At 63.0% G+C, this 15439-nt stretch carries 14 protein-coding genes and 2 pseudogenes; 11 read left to right on the forward strand and 5 right to left on the reverse strand.

Translation table 11 applies throughout. From position 1 onward, the window contains the following. Positions 1 to 35 precede the first annotated feature (35 nt). The gene (locus J6497_RS24435) at positions 36 to 1250 is read right to left on the reverse strand and encodes an NADP-dependent isocitrate dehydrogenase (protein WP_225706835.1); all 1215 of its coding nucleotides are present in this window, start codon (positions 1248 to 1250) and stop codon (positions 36 to 38) included. A gap of 371 nt (positions 1251 to 1621) precedes the next feature. On the opposite strand from J6497_RS24435, the gene J6497_RS24440 reads away from it, so the two are divergent. Continuing rightward, positions 1622 to 2815 carry a TrmJ/YjtD family RNA methyltransferase gene (locus J6497_RS24440; RefSeq protein WP_225706836.1) on the forward strand — a complete coding sequence of 398 codons (1194 nt, stop codon included), beginning with the start codon at positions 1622 to 1624 and terminating at the stop codon, positions 2813 to 2815. Here the strand turns inward: J6497_RS24440 and J6497_RS24445 are convergent. After that, positions 2812 to 4734, reverse strand: a complete 1923-nt coding sequence (locus tag J6497_RS24445; protein WP_225706837.1) for a sigma 54-interacting transcriptional regulator — start codon at positions 4732 to 4734, stop codon at positions 2812 to 2814. The genes J6497_RS24440 and J6497_RS24445 overlap by 4 nt on opposite strands. Before the next feature lie 171 nt (positions 4735 to 4905). Here J6497_RS24445 and J6497_RS24450 point away from each other — a divergent pair, with 171 nt between their 5' ends. From J6497_RS24450 to cynS, 4 genes are read left to right on the forward strand one after another with little or no spacing between them, the layout of a single operon-like run. Then, positions 4906 to 6288 carry a CmpA/NrtA family ABC transporter substrate-binding protein gene (locus J6497_RS24450; protein ID WP_225706838.1) on the forward strand — a complete coding sequence of 461 codons (1383 nt, stop codon included), beginning with the start codon at positions 4906 to 4908 and terminating at the stop codon, positions 6286 to 6288. A gap of 28 nt (positions 6289 to 6316) precedes the next feature. Next, positions 6317 to 7153, forward strand: a complete 837-nt coding sequence (gene ntrB / locus J6497_RS24455; RefSeq protein WP_225706839.1) for a nitrate ABC transporter permease — start codon at positions 6317 to 6319, stop codon at positions 7151 to 7153. A gap of 4 nt (positions 7154 to 7157) precedes the next feature. Beyond that, complete coding sequence (locus tag J6497_RS24460) at positions 7158 to 8069, forward strand: ABC transporter ATP-binding protein (RefSeq protein WP_225706840.1); 912 nt, start codon at positions 7158 to 7160, stop codon at positions 8067 to 8069. A 20-nt stretch (positions 8070 to 8089) separates the two neighbouring features. After that, entirely contained in the window at positions 8090 to 8578 is a 489-nt protein-coding gene (gene cynS, locus J6497_RS24465; RefSeq protein WP_225706841.1) for a cyanase, read from the forward strand. A 121-nt stretch (positions 8579 to 8699) separates the two neighbouring features. Here the strand turns inward: cynS and J6497_RS24470 are convergent, their stop codons facing one another. Beyond that, a complete protein-coding gene (locus J6497_RS24470; protein WP_225706842.1) occupies positions 8700 to 9023 on the reverse strand; it encodes a DUF1476 domain-containing protein in 324 nt (107 codons plus the stop codon). A 333-nt stretch (positions 9024 to 9356) separates the two neighbouring features. Between J6497_RS24470 and purC the strand changes: the two genes are divergently transcribed. The 6 genes and pseudogenes from purC (at position 9357) to J6497_RS24500 (ending at position 13732) form a co-directional block, all read left to right on the forward strand. Further along, positions 9357 to 10124: a phosphoribosylaminoimidazolesuccinocarboxamide synthase gene (purC, locus tag J6497_RS24475; RefSeq protein ID WP_008974302.1), complete on the forward strand. Its 768-nt coding sequence runs from the start codon at positions 9357 to 9359 to the stop codon at positions 10122 to 10124. A 17-nt stretch (positions 10125 to 10141) separates the two neighbouring features. Beyond that, complete coding sequence (gene purS / locus J6497_RS24480) at positions 10142 to 10381, forward strand: phosphoribosylformylglycinamidine synthase subunit PurS (protein WP_225706843.1); 240 nt, start codon at positions 10142 to 10144, stop codon at positions 10379 to 10381. After that, positions 10381 to 11082, forward strand: a complete 702-nt coding sequence (purQ, locus tag J6497_RS24485; RefSeq protein WP_225706844.1) for a phosphoribosylformylglycinamidine synthase subunit PurQ — start codon at positions 10381 to 10383, stop codon at positions 11080 to 11082. Before purS ends, purQ begins: the two co-directional genes overlap by 1 nt. Continuing rightward, positions 11079 to 12044 (forward strand): tripartite tricarboxylate transporter substrate binding protein BugD, encoded by a 966-nt coding sequence (locus J6497_RS24490; protein ID WP_225706845.1) that lies wholly within the window; start codon positions 11079 to 11081, stop codon positions 12042 to 12044. Before purQ ends, J6497_RS24490 begins: the two co-directional genes overlap by 4 nt. A 233-nt stretch (positions 12045 to 12277) precedes the next feature. Next, a pseudogene (locus tag J6497_RS24495) lies at positions 12278 to 13310 on the forward strand (ABC transporter substrate-binding protein); the annotation flags it as partial. Between the two features lie 140 nt (positions 13311 to 13450). Continuing rightward, a complete protein-coding gene (locus tag J6497_RS24500) occupies positions 13451 to 13732 on the forward strand; it encodes a hypothetical protein (protein ID WP_225706847.1) in 282 nt (93 codons plus the stop codon). Between the two features lie 15 nt (positions 13733 to 13747). Here the strand turns inward: J6497_RS24500 and J6497_RS24505 are convergent, their stop codons facing one another. Then, positions 13748 to 14743, reverse strand: coding sequence for a DMT family transporter (locus J6497_RS24505; protein ID WP_225706848.1), 996 nt, complete (start codon positions 14741 to 14743; stop codon positions 13748 to 13750). A gap of 72 nt (positions 14744 to 14815) precedes the next feature. Then, positions 14816 to 15285 (reverse strand): annotated as a pseudogene (locus J6497_RS24510) (PaaI family thioesterase). Positions 15286 to 15439: the final 154 nt, after the last annotated feature.

Below are 15439 nucleotides of genomic sequence, written 5' to 3' on the forward strand. Positions count from 1 at the left end.
TAATCCCCGGGAAGGGGCAAAGCCCGGGAGGCGGCCTATCCCGCCATCGCCTTGTTGAGGTTGTCGGCGACCTTGTCGAGGAAGCCGGTGGTGGAGAGCCAGCGCTGGTCGGCGCCGACCAGGAGCGCGAGGTCCTTCGTCATGTAGCCGTCCTCGACGGTCTGCACGCAGACCTTTTCCAGCGTGTCGGCGAACTTCGCAAGCGCGGGGTTGTTGTCGAGCTTGGCGCGATGGGCGAGGCCCCGCGTCCACGCGAAGATCGAGGCGATGGAGTTGGTCGAGGTCTCCTTGCCCTTCTGATGCTCGCGGTAGTGCCGGGTCACCGTGCCGTGGGCGGCCTCGGCTTCCATGGTCTTGCCATCGGGCGTCATGAGGACGGAGGTCATCAGGCCAAGCGAGCCGTAGCCCTGGGCGACCGTGTCGGATTGCACGTCGCCGTCGTAGTTCTTGCAGGCCCAGACGTAGCCGCCAGACCACTTGAGCGCGGCAGCGACCATGTCGTCGATCAGGCGGTGCTCGTAGGTAAGCTTCTTGGCCTCGAATTGCGACTTGAACTCGTTGTCGAAAATCTCCTGGAAGATGTCCTTGAAGCGGCCGTCATAGACCTTGAGGATCGTGTTCTTGGTCGAGAGATAGACCGGATAGCCGCGCGCCAGGCCCATGTTGAAGGAGGCGCGGGCGAAGTCCGCGATGGACTCGTCGAGATTGTACATCTCCATGGCGACGCCGGCGCCAGGCGCCTTGAACACCTCCTTCTCGATCACGGTGCCATCTTCACCGACGAACTTCAGCGACAGCGTGCCCTTGCCCGGGAACCTGATGTCGGTGGCGCGATACTGGTCGCCAAATGCGTGACGGCCGATGATGATCGGCTTGGTCCAGCCCGGCACGAGGCGTGGCACGTTCTTGCAGATGATCGGCTCGCGGAACACCACGCCGCCGAGGATGTTGCGGATGGTGCCGTTCGGCGACTTCCACATTTCCTTGAGGCCGAACTCCTTCACCCGGGCCTCGTCCGGGGTGATGGTGGCGCATTTGACGCCGACGCCGACCTTCTTGATCGCTTCCGCCGCGTCGATCGTGACCTTGTCGTTGGTCTTGTCGCGGTATTCCATCCCCAGGTCGAAATACATCAGGTTGATATCAAGGAACGGATGGATCAACTTGTCCTTGATGTACTGCCAGATGATCCGGGTCATCTCGTCGCCATCGAGTTCGACGACGGGGTTGGTCACCTTGATTTTTGCCATGGGAATAGGGCCTCTTGGGGAACAGCGCGCTTTCGGGCGCGACTAGCTGAATATGCTCCGGGCCTATAGCACCGGGAAAGCGCCGGCGGAAGCCAAGGGGTTATGCAGTTTCGGCTCATCCTTTAGCCGAGAATGCTGCCGTTATGCCCCATTGCTTCGATGGCACCGGAAGAGCCGAAAGAGCGCCGCGAGGCTCGCGCCTTGAGGTTTCGGATGAAGATTCAAGAACGCCCGTAAGGCCATTATTCCGCTTGAGAAATTTGCGGCCGCGGGGCAATCCGGGCCGGGCCAGGAAACTTGGCGGTCTGATTGAAGTTCTTCAGGACCTGAATCAGAGTCTTCAGAAGTTGAATCAGGAAGCGAAGCTTAAGATGTCCGGCACTGACAAGACCAAGACCGGCCACGACCTCAGGGGTCCCGTGGTGATCCTGGTCGAGCCGCAGCTTGGCGAGAATATCGGGATGGCGGCGCGCGCGATGGGCAATTTCGCGCTGTCGCGGCTCCGGCTGGTGAATCCCCGCGACGGCTGGCCGAACGTCGCCGCGCAGCGTGCCGCCGCCGGGGCCGACCATATTCTCGACCATGTCGAGCTGTTCGACACGGTCACTGAGGCGGTCGCCGACCTCGATCTCCTGTTCGCAGCCACCGCCCGGGCCCATGACCAGGCCAAGCCGGTGATTGGGCCGGATGCGGCAGCCCGCGAGATCGTGGCGAATATCGCCGCCAGTGGTGAGACCGGGATCCTGTTCGGCCGGGAGCGCTGGGGGCTGACCAATGAGGAGGTCGCGCTCGCCGACCGCATCGTCACCTTTCCGGTCAATCCCGGCTTCGCCTCGCTGAACCTCGCCCAGGCGGTGCTGCTGGTGGGCTATGAGTGGTTCAAGCTCTCGACCGCGGGCGTGCTGCCGTTCGCGATGCCCGAGCGATCCGAGCGTGCCTCCCAGCACCAGGTCCAGGCCTTCTTCGACAATCTGGTCGCCGAGCTCGACAAGGTCGAGTTCCTGCGGCCGGCCGAGAAGCGCGACACCATGCTGGTCAACCTGCGCAACATCTTCACCCGGATGGAGCCGACCAAGCAGGACATGCATACCCTGCACGGCGTGATCATGGCGATCGCCGAGGGACGCAAGGGGCCGGCCAAGGGCGGGGTGCTCGACGGCGAGCAGGCGACCCGGCTCCGGGCGCTCCTGGCCGAGCAGGGACAGGGCGGCCCCTCGGCGGACGCCAGCAGCACCGTGCGCGGGCTGGCGCGGCTGCTCCGCCGCAACCCGACCGACGCCGAGCGCATCCTGTGGCAGGCGCTGACCAAGGATCGCCGCTTCGCCGGCCTGTTCAAGCGCCAGACCCCGGTCGGGCGCCATATTCCCGATTTCGTCTCCTTCATCCAGCGGATCGCGATCGAACTGGAAAACCCTGAGGAGAACGAGACCATCGTGGCCGACCGCGCTAAGCGTCGGGAATGGTTGGAGGAGCGCGGCTATCGCGTGCTCAACATGCGCGCGGCTGATGTGGAGCGCGATCTGGCCGGAGAGCTGGACCGGCTGCAGGGCGCGATGAAAGTTTAGCTCGGCGCGCCGTGCCGCCCGGCGATTCCCAGCGCCTTGATCCGGGAGGCCAGCGTGGTCGGCTTGATGTCGAGCAGTTCGGCTGCACCGCCCGGCCCGAACACCTTGCCGGCGCAGGCCTCGAGCGCCGCGACGATGTTGGTGCGCTCGTGATCGCGCAGTTCCGCCGCGGTCATCACCTTGGGGCGCACATCGGTCTTCACGCGGGCCGAGCCCGCCAAGGCCTGGCTGCCGGATGCATCGGGCAGGTCGATGCGCAGCCGGCCGTTCTGGGCAAGGATCGCCGCTCGCTCGATCACGTTCTGCAATTCGCGGACATTGCCCGGCCAGTCGTAGCGCGCGAGCCGCCTGGCGTCGCCTTCCGACAGGCGCAGATCGGATTTCAGTGCCTTGCTTTCGCTCATCAGGAAATGCTGCGCCAACAGCGGGATGTCCTCGCGCCGCTCGCGTAACGGCACCGACTCGATCGGAAATACGTTGAGGCGGAAATAGAGATCCTCGCGAAACCGGCCGCGCTGCACCTCCTGCTTGAGGTCGCGGTTGGTGGCGGCGATCAGCCGCACATCGACGGTGCGGGTGCGCTCCTCGCCGACGCGCTCGAAATTGCCCTCCTGCAGCACGCGCAACAATTTACCCTGCAGCTCCAGCGGGATCTCGCCGACTTCGTCGAGAAACAGCGTACCGCCATCGGCCAGCTCGAACCGGCCGATGCGGTCGCGCGTCGCACCTGTGAAGGCGCCGCGGACATGGCCGAAGAACTCGCTCTCGAACAGTTCGCGCGGGATCGCCGCGCAGTTGACGCGGATCAGCGGCCGGTCGGAGCGGCTGCTGGCTTCATGGATGGCGCGCGCGATCAACTCCTTGCCGGTGCCGGATTCGCCGGTGATCATCACCGCCGCTGACGTGGGCGCCACCAGCTTGACCTGGCGCAGCGTCTTCTGGATCGCCTCGCTCCGGCCGATGATGCCGCGCGGATTGGTCTCGATCCGGATTTCTTCCTGCAGGTAGGCGTTTTCCAGCTCCAGCCGCTCGCGCAGGCGATCCACCTCAGCAAGCGCGGCGTGCAGCTTCTCGTCCGCCTCGCGCCGCTGGCTGACGTCGCGAAACACCACGACGGCGCCGACCACAACGCTGCGGTCGCGGATCGGCGTCGAGGTGTACTCGACCCACACCGGCGAGCCGTCCTTGCGCCAGAACACTTCGCTATCGACCTGGTGCACGGCGCCATCGCGGAACGCCGCATAGATCGGGCAGTCATGATCGGGGTAGTGCCGCCCGTCATGATGAGTGTGATGGACGATCGGGTGGATCTCCTTGCCCACCAGTTCCTCGGCGGTCCAGCCCAGCATCCGCTCGGCGGCCGGGTTGACGAAGGTGGTCTTTCCTTCCGCGTTGACGCCATAGATGCCTTCGCCGGCGGCGCGCAGAATCAACTGGTTCTCGCGCTCGATGTCCTGGAACACGCGCTCGACCCGCTGCCAGGTGGCAATGCCGCTGCGCATGTGATCCTCGGCAGCGGCATCGACGTAGCGGCGGCGGCGGGCGTCGAGGTCGCTCATCGTGAGCAGCATCAGCGTGCGCCCGTCCTGCGGCACCACGCAGCCGGCATATTCGATCCGAAGATTCTGCCCGGTCGCATGGCGCGGCGTCAGCGCATTGGTCCAATACGCGCCTTTGTCGAGCACCGCCTGGGTGAAGACGATCAGGGCCGGCAATTGGCCCGCATGCAGCGCGCTGACCTTGGTCTGACGCAGCAGCGCGCGGTCGTAGCCGAGCAGGGTGCAGGCGGCGGGATTGGCGTCGAGGATCACGTCGGCATGCGGATCGAGCAGCAGCGTTGGCTCGACCGAGCATTCGAAGGTGGCGGCGCGCAGGTCTGCGTCCTGCGCGCTCGCCGTCGCGCTGAGAGCCAGGTCCATTGTGCAGGTGCCCCGAAAAATCGTAATTCGATTACGATTTCTCGTGTATCACGAGTTTTTGTAGTCGCCAAGGCGAGGACAAAAGCCTGCGACATCAATGCCATCGGCTGAAAAAAGAGGCTGGCATGGACCTTGCGTAAATCAACGGCAACGTCGCGCGCAGGAGGTCCGATGTCCATCTTCGATAATCCGTTCGATCCCGACCGCAATCTTCGCACCGGCTGCAGCTGCGGCCGCCACATCAGCGAAGCCGAGCACCGGAATGCAGCGCTCGCACTGCGCTGTGAGCCCATGGAAAGCGAGGACCGGCGTTACGAGGGCGTCGTCGCCTCGGCCGTGATGCGGGCGGTGTTTCCGCAGGACGCGGCCCGGCGCGCCTTTCTGAAGTCAGTCGGCGCGTCCACTGCGCTTGCGGCGCTGTCGCAGTTCTTCCCGATTAAGGCGGCGACCGAGGTATTCGCGCAAGGAGCGGCGCCCGAGAAGAAGGACCTCAAGGTCGGCTTCATCCCGATCACCTGCGCAACCCCGATCATCATGGCGGCGCCGATGGGCTTCTACGCCAAGCACGGATTGAACGTCGACGTGATCAAGACCGCCGGCTGGGCGGTGATCCGCGACAAGACCATCAACAAGGAATACGACGCCGCGCATATGCTGTCGCCGATGCCGCTCGCCATCGCCATGGGCGTCGGCTCCAACCCGCTGCCGTACACGATGCCGGCGGTCGAGAACATCAACGGCCAGGCGATCACGCTTGCGATCAAGCACAAGGACAAGCGCAATCCGAAGGACTGGAAGGGCTTCAAATTCGCCGTTCCCTTCGACTATTCGATGCACAATTACCTGCTGCGCTACTATCTCGCCGAGCACGGCCTCGATCCCGACGTCGATGTGCAGATCCGCGCGGTGCCGCCGCCGGAGATGGTCGCCAATCTGCGCGCCGACAATATCGATGGTTTCCTTGGCCCCGATCCGATGAACCAGCGCGCCGTCTATGACGGCGCAGGCTTCATCCACATCCTGACCAAGAATATCTGGGAAGGCCATCCCTGCTGCGCCTTCGCGGCGTCGAAGGAGTTCGTCACCTCGATGCCGAACACCTATGGCGCGCTCCTGAAATCGATCATCGAGGCGACCGCGTTCGCGCACAAGGCCGAGAACCGCAAGCAGATCGCGGAAGCGATCTCGCCGGCGAATTACCTGAACCAGCCGCAGGTCGTGCTGGAGCAGATTCTGACGGGCACCTTCGCCGATGGCCTCGGCAATGTCGTCACGCAGCCCAACCGCCTCGATTTCGATCCGTTCCCCTGGCAGTCCTTCGCCGTCTGGATAATGACCCAGATGAAGCGCTGGGGTCAGATCAAGGGCGACGTCGATTACAAGGCGGTCGCCGAGCAGGTTTATCTCGCCACAGATACCGGCAAGCTGATGGCCGAGATGGGGCTCACGCCGCCGCCAACCACGTATAAGTCGTTCGCGGTGATGGGCAAGACGTTCGATCCCACCAAGCCGGACGACTATCTTGCGAGCTTCAGGATCAGGAAGGCGTCGTGAAGGTGCTCCCGCAGAAAGGGAGGAGCAGATGAACTCACTTCGCTTGCGCGCGGCGATCGTCTCTGTCGTGCTGTTCGCAGCCTTCATCGGCGTCTGGCATCTTGCGACCCGCAGCACCGGTCCGGCCACCAACATGAGCCCGGAATACGCCAAGCTGATGGGGCTCACCGTCACGCAAGGCAAATCGGCGATGCCGGGTCCGCTCGATGTTGCCGCCAAATTGTGGGAGCACCTGAAGCGGCCGTTCTACGACAACGGACCGAACGACAAGGGGCTTGGCATCCAGCTTGGCTATTCGATCGGCCGCGTCGGGCTGGGCTATCTCATCGCGGTTTTGGTCGCGATCCCGCTCGGCTTCCTGATCGGCATGTCGCCATTGATCAGCAGGGCGCTCGATCCGTTCATCCAGGTCTTGAAGCCGATCTCTCCGCTCGCCTGGATGCCGCTCGCGCTCTACACCATCAAGGATTCTTCGATCTCGGCAATCTTCGTGATCTTCATCTGCTCGGTGTGGCCGATGCTGCTCAACACGGCGTTCGGCGTCGCCAGCGTGCGCAAGGAATGGATCAACGTCGCGCGCACGCTCGAGGTCGGCACCATCAGGCGCGCCTTCACGGTGATCCTGCCGGCCGCGGCGCCGACGATTCTGACGGGCATGCGGATCTCGATCGGCATCGCCTGGCTCGTGATCGTCGCCGCCGAAATGCTCGTCGGCGGCACCGGCATCGGCTACTTCGTCTGGAACGAGTGGAACAACCTCTCGATCACCAATGTCATCATCGCGATCCTCATGATCGGGATCGTCGGCATGCTGCTCGACCAGATTCTTGCGCGCTTCACGCGCATGGTCACGTTTCCGGAGTAGGGCGATGACCGACAAATTCATCTCGATCGCAGGCATCGCGCGGCGCTATCCGGGCGCGGGCGGCGACACCACCACCGTGTTCGAGAACCTGTGGCTCTCGATGGCGCGGGGTGAATTCGGCTGCGTGATCGGCCATTCCGGCTGCGGCAAGACGACCGTGCTCAACATCCTCGCCGGCCTCGACGAGCCGAGCGAGGGCACCGTGATCGTCGACGGGCAGGCGATCGAGGGCACCAGTCTCGACCGCGCCGTGATCTTCCAGAGCCACGCGTTGGTTCCCTGGCGCACCGTGCTCGGCAATGTCGCCTATGCAGTCAGCTCGAAATGGCGCAAATGGGACCGCGCGAAGGTCAAGGCGCATGCGCAGAAGTTCATCGATCTGGTCGGCCTCGCAGGCTCGGAGCATAAGCGTCCCTCCGAACTGTCCGGCGGCATGAAGCAGCGCGTCGGCATCGCGCGGGCGCTTTCGATCACGCCGAAGATCATGCTGATGGACGAGCCGTTCTCGGCGCTGGACGCGCTGACGCGCGGCACACTGCAGGATGAGGTCCGGCGCATTTGTCTGGAAACCGGACAGACCGCGTTCATGATCACCCACGACGTGGACGAGGCGATCTATCTTGCCGACAAGATATTCCTGATGACCAACGGTCCCGGCGCCGTATTGGCGGAGATCGTGGAAAATCCGCTGCCCAAGGATCGCGGCCGGATCGACCTGCACCGCCACCCCTACTACTACGCGCTCCGCAACCACATCATCGATTTCCTGGTCACCCGCAGCAAGAGCTTTACGGCTGACGTCACCAATCACGACCGGCGCAACGTGCCGACGGTGCGGCCGGGCTTGATCGAGCCAACCATCATCTCGCCGCCACGGGCGATCGAGACCAGCCCCGTGCAGACCATCGCGCGCTAGCCTTAAAAGGAGACCCCGACATGAAACGTTCCGACCTCATCGAAAAGCTGCTCGACATCAAGCGGGAGAAGGGGTGGAGCTGGAAATATATATGCGAGAAGATCGGCGGCTATTCCGAGGTGCTGATCGTCGGCGCGATCCTCGGCCAGATGAAACTGACCAAGCCGCAGGCCGCGAATGCCGGCGAGCTGTTCGGCCTGTCCAAATCCGAAATCGCGATGTTGAACGAGACGCCGATGCGCGGGGAGGGCGTGCCGATGCCGCCGACGGATCCCTTGATCTATCGCTTCTACGAGCTCGTGATGGTCAACGGCCCGGCCTGGAAGGCGCTGATCGAGGAGGAGTTCGGCGACGGCATCATGTCGGCGATCGACTTCGACATGGTGATGGAGCGCCTGCCCAATCCCAAGGGCGACCGCGTCAAGATCACGATGTCCGGAAAATTCCTGCCGTACAAATATTACGGCGCCAGCGGCAACGTACCGGAATACGGATTTAAAGAGGGGTGACCATTGTCGTGGTCATTCCGGGGCGCGCATCGCGCGAGCCCGGAATCCATTGGGCCACTGGCGGAGGCGGAGAAATGGATTCCGGGCTCGTCCTGCGGACGCCCCGGAATGACGGGGATGGTTAACCGCCCGCCTTTACCTGCGCCACGGCCTGCACCAGCAGTTCGTCCATCTTGGCGCGGATTTGAGCTTCCGTGATGGCCTCGCCCTTTGCGGTGAGGTCCTTCAGGACCTTCTGCAGCACGTCCTGGTCGCCGGCTTCCTCGAAGTCGGCGGCAACTACTTCCTTGGCGTAGGTGTTGGCGGCGTCGCCGGTGAGGCCCAGCTTTTCCGCCGTCCATATGCCCAGCAACTTGTTACGGCGCACTTCGGCTTTGAATTTCTGCTCCTCGTCGAGGGCGAATTTCTTCTCAAAACCTTCCTCGCGCTTGTCGAATGTAGTCATGGGCGGTTCCAATTCCTGCTGACGGACGGGTGGAGCTTGCGTTGCGGCAGCCCCGGCGGATGCCTAGATAAAAGGGGCGAATCGGCAAGACAACGAGCCGTTAAGCCGCAGGCAGAATGGCAGATTTTTGGACCCCAATCCAAGGCGGATAAGTCCGCCAAAGGGGTCCGGGTCGATTGTGCTGGATGGGCCAATCGGATAGGTTGCCACACGGCTTGGTTCTTGTTCTGTTTGGGGTTCCAGGCTTCCGCGGCAGCTCCGTCGTGGGTCGCAATCCCTTATCAACCGGAGCACACCAGATTCATGGATTTCAACAAAACACGGTACATCCCAATGAGCCGTCGACGCCGCATCTATGAGGGCAAGGCCAAGGTCCTCTACGAAGGTCCTGAGCCCGGAACCCTGATCCAGCATTTCAAGGACGACGCGACCGCGTTCAATGCCAAGAAACACCAGGTGATCGAGGGCAAGGGCGTCCTCAACAACCGGATTTCGGAGTACCTGTTTCAGCACCTCAATGATATCGGGGTGCCGACCCACTTCATCCGCCGCCTCAACATGCGCGAACAGCTGATTCGCGAGGTCGAGATCGTGCCGCTGGAAGTGGTGGTGCGGAACGTCGCCGCCGGTTCGCTGTCGCAGCGGCTCGGTATCGAGGAAGGCACGCAGCTGCCGCGCTCGATCATCGAATTCTACTACAAGAACGACCAGCTCAACGACCCCATGGTGTCGGAAGAGCACATCACGGCCTTCGGCTGGGCAACGCCGCAGGAGATCGATGACATCATGGCGCTCGCCATCCGTGTCAACGACTTCCTGACCGGGCTATTCCTGGGCATCGGCATCCGCCTGGTCGATTTCAAGATGGAATGCGGCCGGTTGTTTGAAAACGAGATGATGCGGATCATCGTCGCCGACGAGATCTCGCCGGATTCGTGCCGGCTGTGGGACATCAAGTCGAACGAGAAGCTCGACAAGGACCGCTTCCGCCGCGATCTGGGCGGGCTGCTGGAGGCCTATACCGAGGTGGCGAAGCGGCTCGGCATCCTCATGGAGAACGAGCGGCCGGCCGGCTCGGGTCCGGTGCTGGTGAAGAGCTGAAGAGGGGCAAGGTTTAAGTGAAGGCACGCGTCACTGTTACGTTGAAATCCGGCATCCTCGATCCCCAGGGCAAGGCGATCGAGGGTGCGCTGAAATCGCTCGGCGTCGACGGCGTCGCCAGCGTCCGCCAGGGTAAGGTGTTCGACATCGAGCTTGCCGACTCCGACCGCGCCAAGGCGGAGGCCGCATTGAAAGACGCCGCCGACAAGCTGCTTGCGAATACCGTGATCGAGAACTATCGGGTCGAACTGCTCTGATGAAATCAGCCGTCCTCGTCTTCCCCGGCATCAATCGCGAGCGCGACATGGCGCGGGCGCTCAAGCTTATCTCGGGCAAGGAGCCGGCGATGGTCTGGCACGCCGAGACCTCGCTGCCATCAGGCACCGACCTCGTCGTGGTGCCCGGCGGCTTCTCCTATGGCGATTACCTCAGGTGTGGTGCGATTGCGGCGCGGGCGCCGATCATGAACGCGGTCGGCGACTTCGCGGCCAAAGGCGGGCTGGTGCTGGGGGTCTGCAACGGCTTCCAGATCCTGTGCGAGGCCGGCCTCCTCCCGGGTGTCCTGATGCGCAATGCGGAGATCAAATTTGTCTGCCGCAACGCGCATCTGCGCGTCGAACGCTCCGATACACCGTTCACCCGCGGCTACAATGCGGGGCAGGTGATCCGCGTGCCTGTCGCGCATGGCGAAGGCAATTACGAAGCCGATGAAGAGACGCTGAAGCGGCTCGAGGGCGAGGGGCGGGTGCTCTATCGTTACTGCTCGGCCGACGGCGTCGTCGGTGAAGCCTCCAATTTCAATGGCGCCGCCCATTCGATCGCCGGCATCGTCAACGACGGCGGCAACGTGCTCGGCATGATGCCGCATCCGGAAAACCACGTCGAAGACATCATGGGCTGCACCGACGGTCGCGGCCTGTTCGCCGGCCTGGTCCAGCATCTGGAAAAGGCTGCGTGAAGTCGCTCTGGAGGCTGGTCGCCGCGATCGCGGCGTTCCCGCTCGCAACCTTCGCGCAGGCGCAGGATTTCCCAAAGCACCCCATCACCATGATCGTGCCGTTCGCGGCCGGCGGTACCTCCGACGTGATCGCGCGCGTCGTTGCCGAGCAGATGAGCGTGGCGCTCGGGCAGCCGATCGTGATCGAGAATGTCGCAGGCGCCGGCGGTTCTACCGCACTGGCCCGGGCCGCGCGTGCCGAGCCGGATGGCTACACGATCGCGATCGGCAACGCCGGCACCAGCGCCGCCACCTACACGATCTACCCGAAACTGCCGTTCACGCCGGACTCCTTTGCGCCGGTCGCGATGGTCGCAAAGACCTTTGGCATCATTGCGTTACGCAAGGATTTTCCCGCGAAGGATCTGCCGGAGCTCATCGCCTACGCGAAGCAGAATCCCGGCAAGATCAATCTTGGCCATGCCGGCGTCGGCTCCTCGAATTATCTGATCTGCAAGAGTTTTGTGAATGCTGCCGGAATCGACGTCACGCTGGTCGGCTATCGCGGCGCGGCGCCGGCGCTGACCGATGCGATCGGCGGCCAGATCGACGGCGTCTGCGACGCGGCGGCCTCGGTGTCGCAGGCGATCAACGAGAAACTGGTGCAGGGACTCGTCGTCGGCTCGACCGTTCGACTCGCCACGCTGCCCGATCTGCCGACTTCGGCGGAAGCGGGCTTGCCTGAATTCGAGGCGCAGGGCTGGAACGGCGTGTTCGCGCCAAAAGGCACACCGCCGGCGATCATCGCGAAACTCAATACCGCAGCCCGCACGGCGGTCGAGAGCGAGGCGGTGAAAAAGCGCTTTGCCGATCTTTCAACGGTTGCGCCTGACGCCAACGAGCATGCGCCGGAGGTGCTGCAGCAACTCGTGGCGCGCGACGTCGAGAAATACAAAAAGTTGCTCGCGGACGACCAGAAATAGCCGGCCCGCTCTGCTGGCCTGAAACTTGCCCGTACTTCTCCCGATCCAGGCACGGATCTTTCCGATCGTCGGACGGGAGGAGTTTTATGCTCATTCGCAAGGCTTGCTGCACGTTCACGTTCGCCGCGCTGCTTTCGTCGCAGGCGGCGATGGCCGAAACCATGCTGCGCATCGGCATGACGGCATCCGATATCCCCACGGCTACCGGGCTGCCAAACAACGGCTTTGAAGGAATGCGCTTCCTCGGCTACCCGATCTTCGAGGGATTGGTGCTGTGGGATCTAACCAGGACCGACAAATTGGCCGGCTTGCGTCCAGGCCTTGCGGAGAAATGGGAACAGGATCCCGAGGACAGCAAGACCTGGATCTTCCATCTGCGCCATGGCGTGAAATTCCATGACGGTGCGGATTTCAATGCCGATGCCGTGATCTGGAATCTCGAGCGATATTTCAACAGTTCCAGCCCGCAATTTGAGCCCGCCAGTTCGGCGATGTCGCGAGCTCGCGTTCCCATCATGGGCAGCTACAAGAAGATCGACGATTTTACAGTCGTCGTCACCACGACCAAGCCAGCGTCCTATTTCCCTTACATGGCGGTCTACCTGCTGTTCACCTCGCCGGCTTCATTCGAAAAGGCGGGGCGGGATTGGGCCAAGGTCGCGACCTTGCCGGCCGCCGGTACCGGACCGTTCCGCATCACCAAGGTCGTGCCGCGCCAGGAGGCGGATCTCGCGCGATGGGATGGATATTGGGACAGGAGCAAAATGGCGAAGGTCGACAATATCGTGCTCATGCCGATCCCTGAAGCGAACTCGCGGCTCGCCGCGCTTCGCTCCGGTCAGGTCGACTGGATCGAGGTGCCGCCGCCCGATGGCGTTGCTTCGCTGAAATCAGCGGGCTTCACTATTACCACCGGCTCATATCCCCATGTCTGGCCATGGTTCTACAATATCGGCGCGACCAACAGTCCCTTCAAAGACGTAAAGGTCCGCCAGGCCCTGAACTATTGCATCGACCGCGAAGGCCTCGTTGCACTGCTCAACGGGACCGCCGAGCGTTCGGTGGGCTGGCTCAAGGCCAGCGACCCCGATTTCGGATCGCCGGTCAACCGCTACAAGTTCGACCCCCGCCAAGGGCAAGGCGCTGCTCGCCGAAGCCGGATACACGCCGGCGAAGCCACTATCCTTCAAGGTGCTGATCTCGAACTCCGGTTCGGGTCAGATGCTGCCTTTACCGATGAACGAATTCCTGCAGCAAAACCTGAAAGAGGCGTGCGGTGTGAACGTGGCGTTCGACGTGATCGAATGGCAGGTTCTTTTGACCGCCGCGCGGGCGACGCCCGATAGCCCCACGTTACAGGGTGCCATGGGGTCAATATCTCTTCGCCATCCTCCGATGCCGGCGTCATGGCCCGCTATTTCTCGTCCGAGAATTTTTCACCAAACGGGTTCAATTTCGAGCAGTGGAAGGACGCTGAGTTCGACGATGCGCTCAAGACGATCTCCGAGGCCACCGATCCCAAGGTGATCTCGGCGGCCTATCGCAAGGCGCATGAACGCCTCGTCGACAACCCTCCCTGGCTTTATATCGTGCACGATCTCAACCCTCGCGCGATGAGCCCGAAGGTCAAGGGATTCGTCTCGCCGCAATCGTGGTTCGTCGATATGACCCTCGTGAGCCTGCAATAAAGGATATCGAGGCTCTCAGCCCCTTAGCCGCGCACGTAACCAATTCAGGGCGAGCTTGTAGCGGTCGCCCGGAACGGTCATCGCGGCCACGCCCGCCATCACGAGCAAGAGTCCAAGCGCCAAGTTCGGCGGCACGGCTTCGCCCAGCAGCACCACCGATAGGCCGACGCCGATCGGGATGCGCAGATAGCCTTGTGCGTTGGTGGTCAGCGTGCCCAGACGAGAGAGGCACATGTAGAACAGCATCAGGCCGATCGCGCTGGAGAAGATGCCCATGGTGGCGACTGCGGCGAGCGCCTGCGGCGTCGGGTGCAAGGTCCAGGGATGGTCGATGATGAGAGATGCCGGCAGCAGCACGAGACCGCCGAACAACAGCGAGCCGGCCGCGACCACCATCGGGTCGTAATCGGACAGGCGCAGGCCGAAGATCGTGGCGCAGGCAAACGAGATGGTGGCGAGCAGGATCGCCATCTCGGCGTAGATTTCGCTGCCGAGGCCAGTCAGCGCATCGAGGCCGATGACGACGGCAGTGCCGACGAGGCCGAGGATCGCGCCGGCGAGTTTTAACAGCGTGGCTGGCTCGTGCCGCGTGATGGCCCAGGTGATCAGGAAGGCAAAGATCGGCGTGGTCGAGGCCAGCACCACAGTGGGAGCCGCTGCCACATATTGCTGCGCCCAGGTGATGACCAGGAAAGGGACCGTCGAGATGATGGTCTGCTGGAAGGCGAACAGCTTCCACGCCTTGGCGTCGGTCGGAATGCGAAGGCCGCGGATCCGCAGGATCACCAGGAGGAACAGTGCGGCGATCAGCGAGCGGGCCGAGATGAAGGTGAGCGGCGGGATCGAGCCGAGGCCGATCTTGGTCAGCGGATAAGTCGAACTCCAGCAGCAGGCGAGCGCGAGCAGCAGCGCATAATCCTGCCAGCGATGGTGCGGCCGCTTCGGGGTGGATAGTGTCGGCGTTTCCACGGCAGCCGTCACGCTACCCGTCCTTGATGTGCTCTTCGGCACTTGTGGCCCCCGGCGCATTGGCGCGCTGGGAGCCACTCTTAGCGTGGGAGCGCAAAAAGGAAAGGTGAGGAGCTATGCGCTGGCCTCAAGCGGCGCCTTCCGCTTCACCCGCTTGATCGTCCCGGAGAAGGTGAATAGCGAGCGATCGGCAGCTTTCAGCACGCCGCGCAGGAAGATCAGCGAGCCGCCGGCGCGGGTCACCTCGCCGATGCATTCGACCAGTTCGCCCTCGCGTGCCGCGTCGAGGAATTCGCAGGAGAATGCCACCGTCACGCCCGGGCCTTCCAGCTCGGCCGAGGCGATCGCGAACAGGCAGTAATCCGCAAAGGCCATGAAGCAGCCGCCATGGACGTTGCGCATGCCGTTGAGGTGTTTTTTCTCGACCCGGAAGGCGCAATGCACGCGGCCGTTCTCATCCATCTGGTGCCAGAACGGGCCGACATGGGTCTCGAAACTATCGCGCGCCAGCCCTTGAATTCGCCCTCGGTTGCGACATGCAGGTCGGGACGGTGGACGAATGCGGTCTTGGAGAGGTCGTTCACGCTGAGAGGCTTTCAAAATTGAGTTCCGGGTCTTAAATCCGATCCTGTCCGCTTGTGCAAATTCTGCGCCTGCGGCGACCCGCCGCAAAGCTCTGGACAGGGCGGAAAAGCGCCATAAAAGGCCTTTGCCCGCGCGTCCGATCTACCTAATAAG

The sequence above is a fragment of the Bradyrhizobium cenepequi genome (genome assembly GCF_020329485.1).
GTDB classification, from domain to species: domain Bacteria; phylum Pseudomonadota; class Alphaproteobacteria; order Rhizobiales; family Xanthobacteraceae; genus Bradyrhizobium; species Bradyrhizobium cenepequi.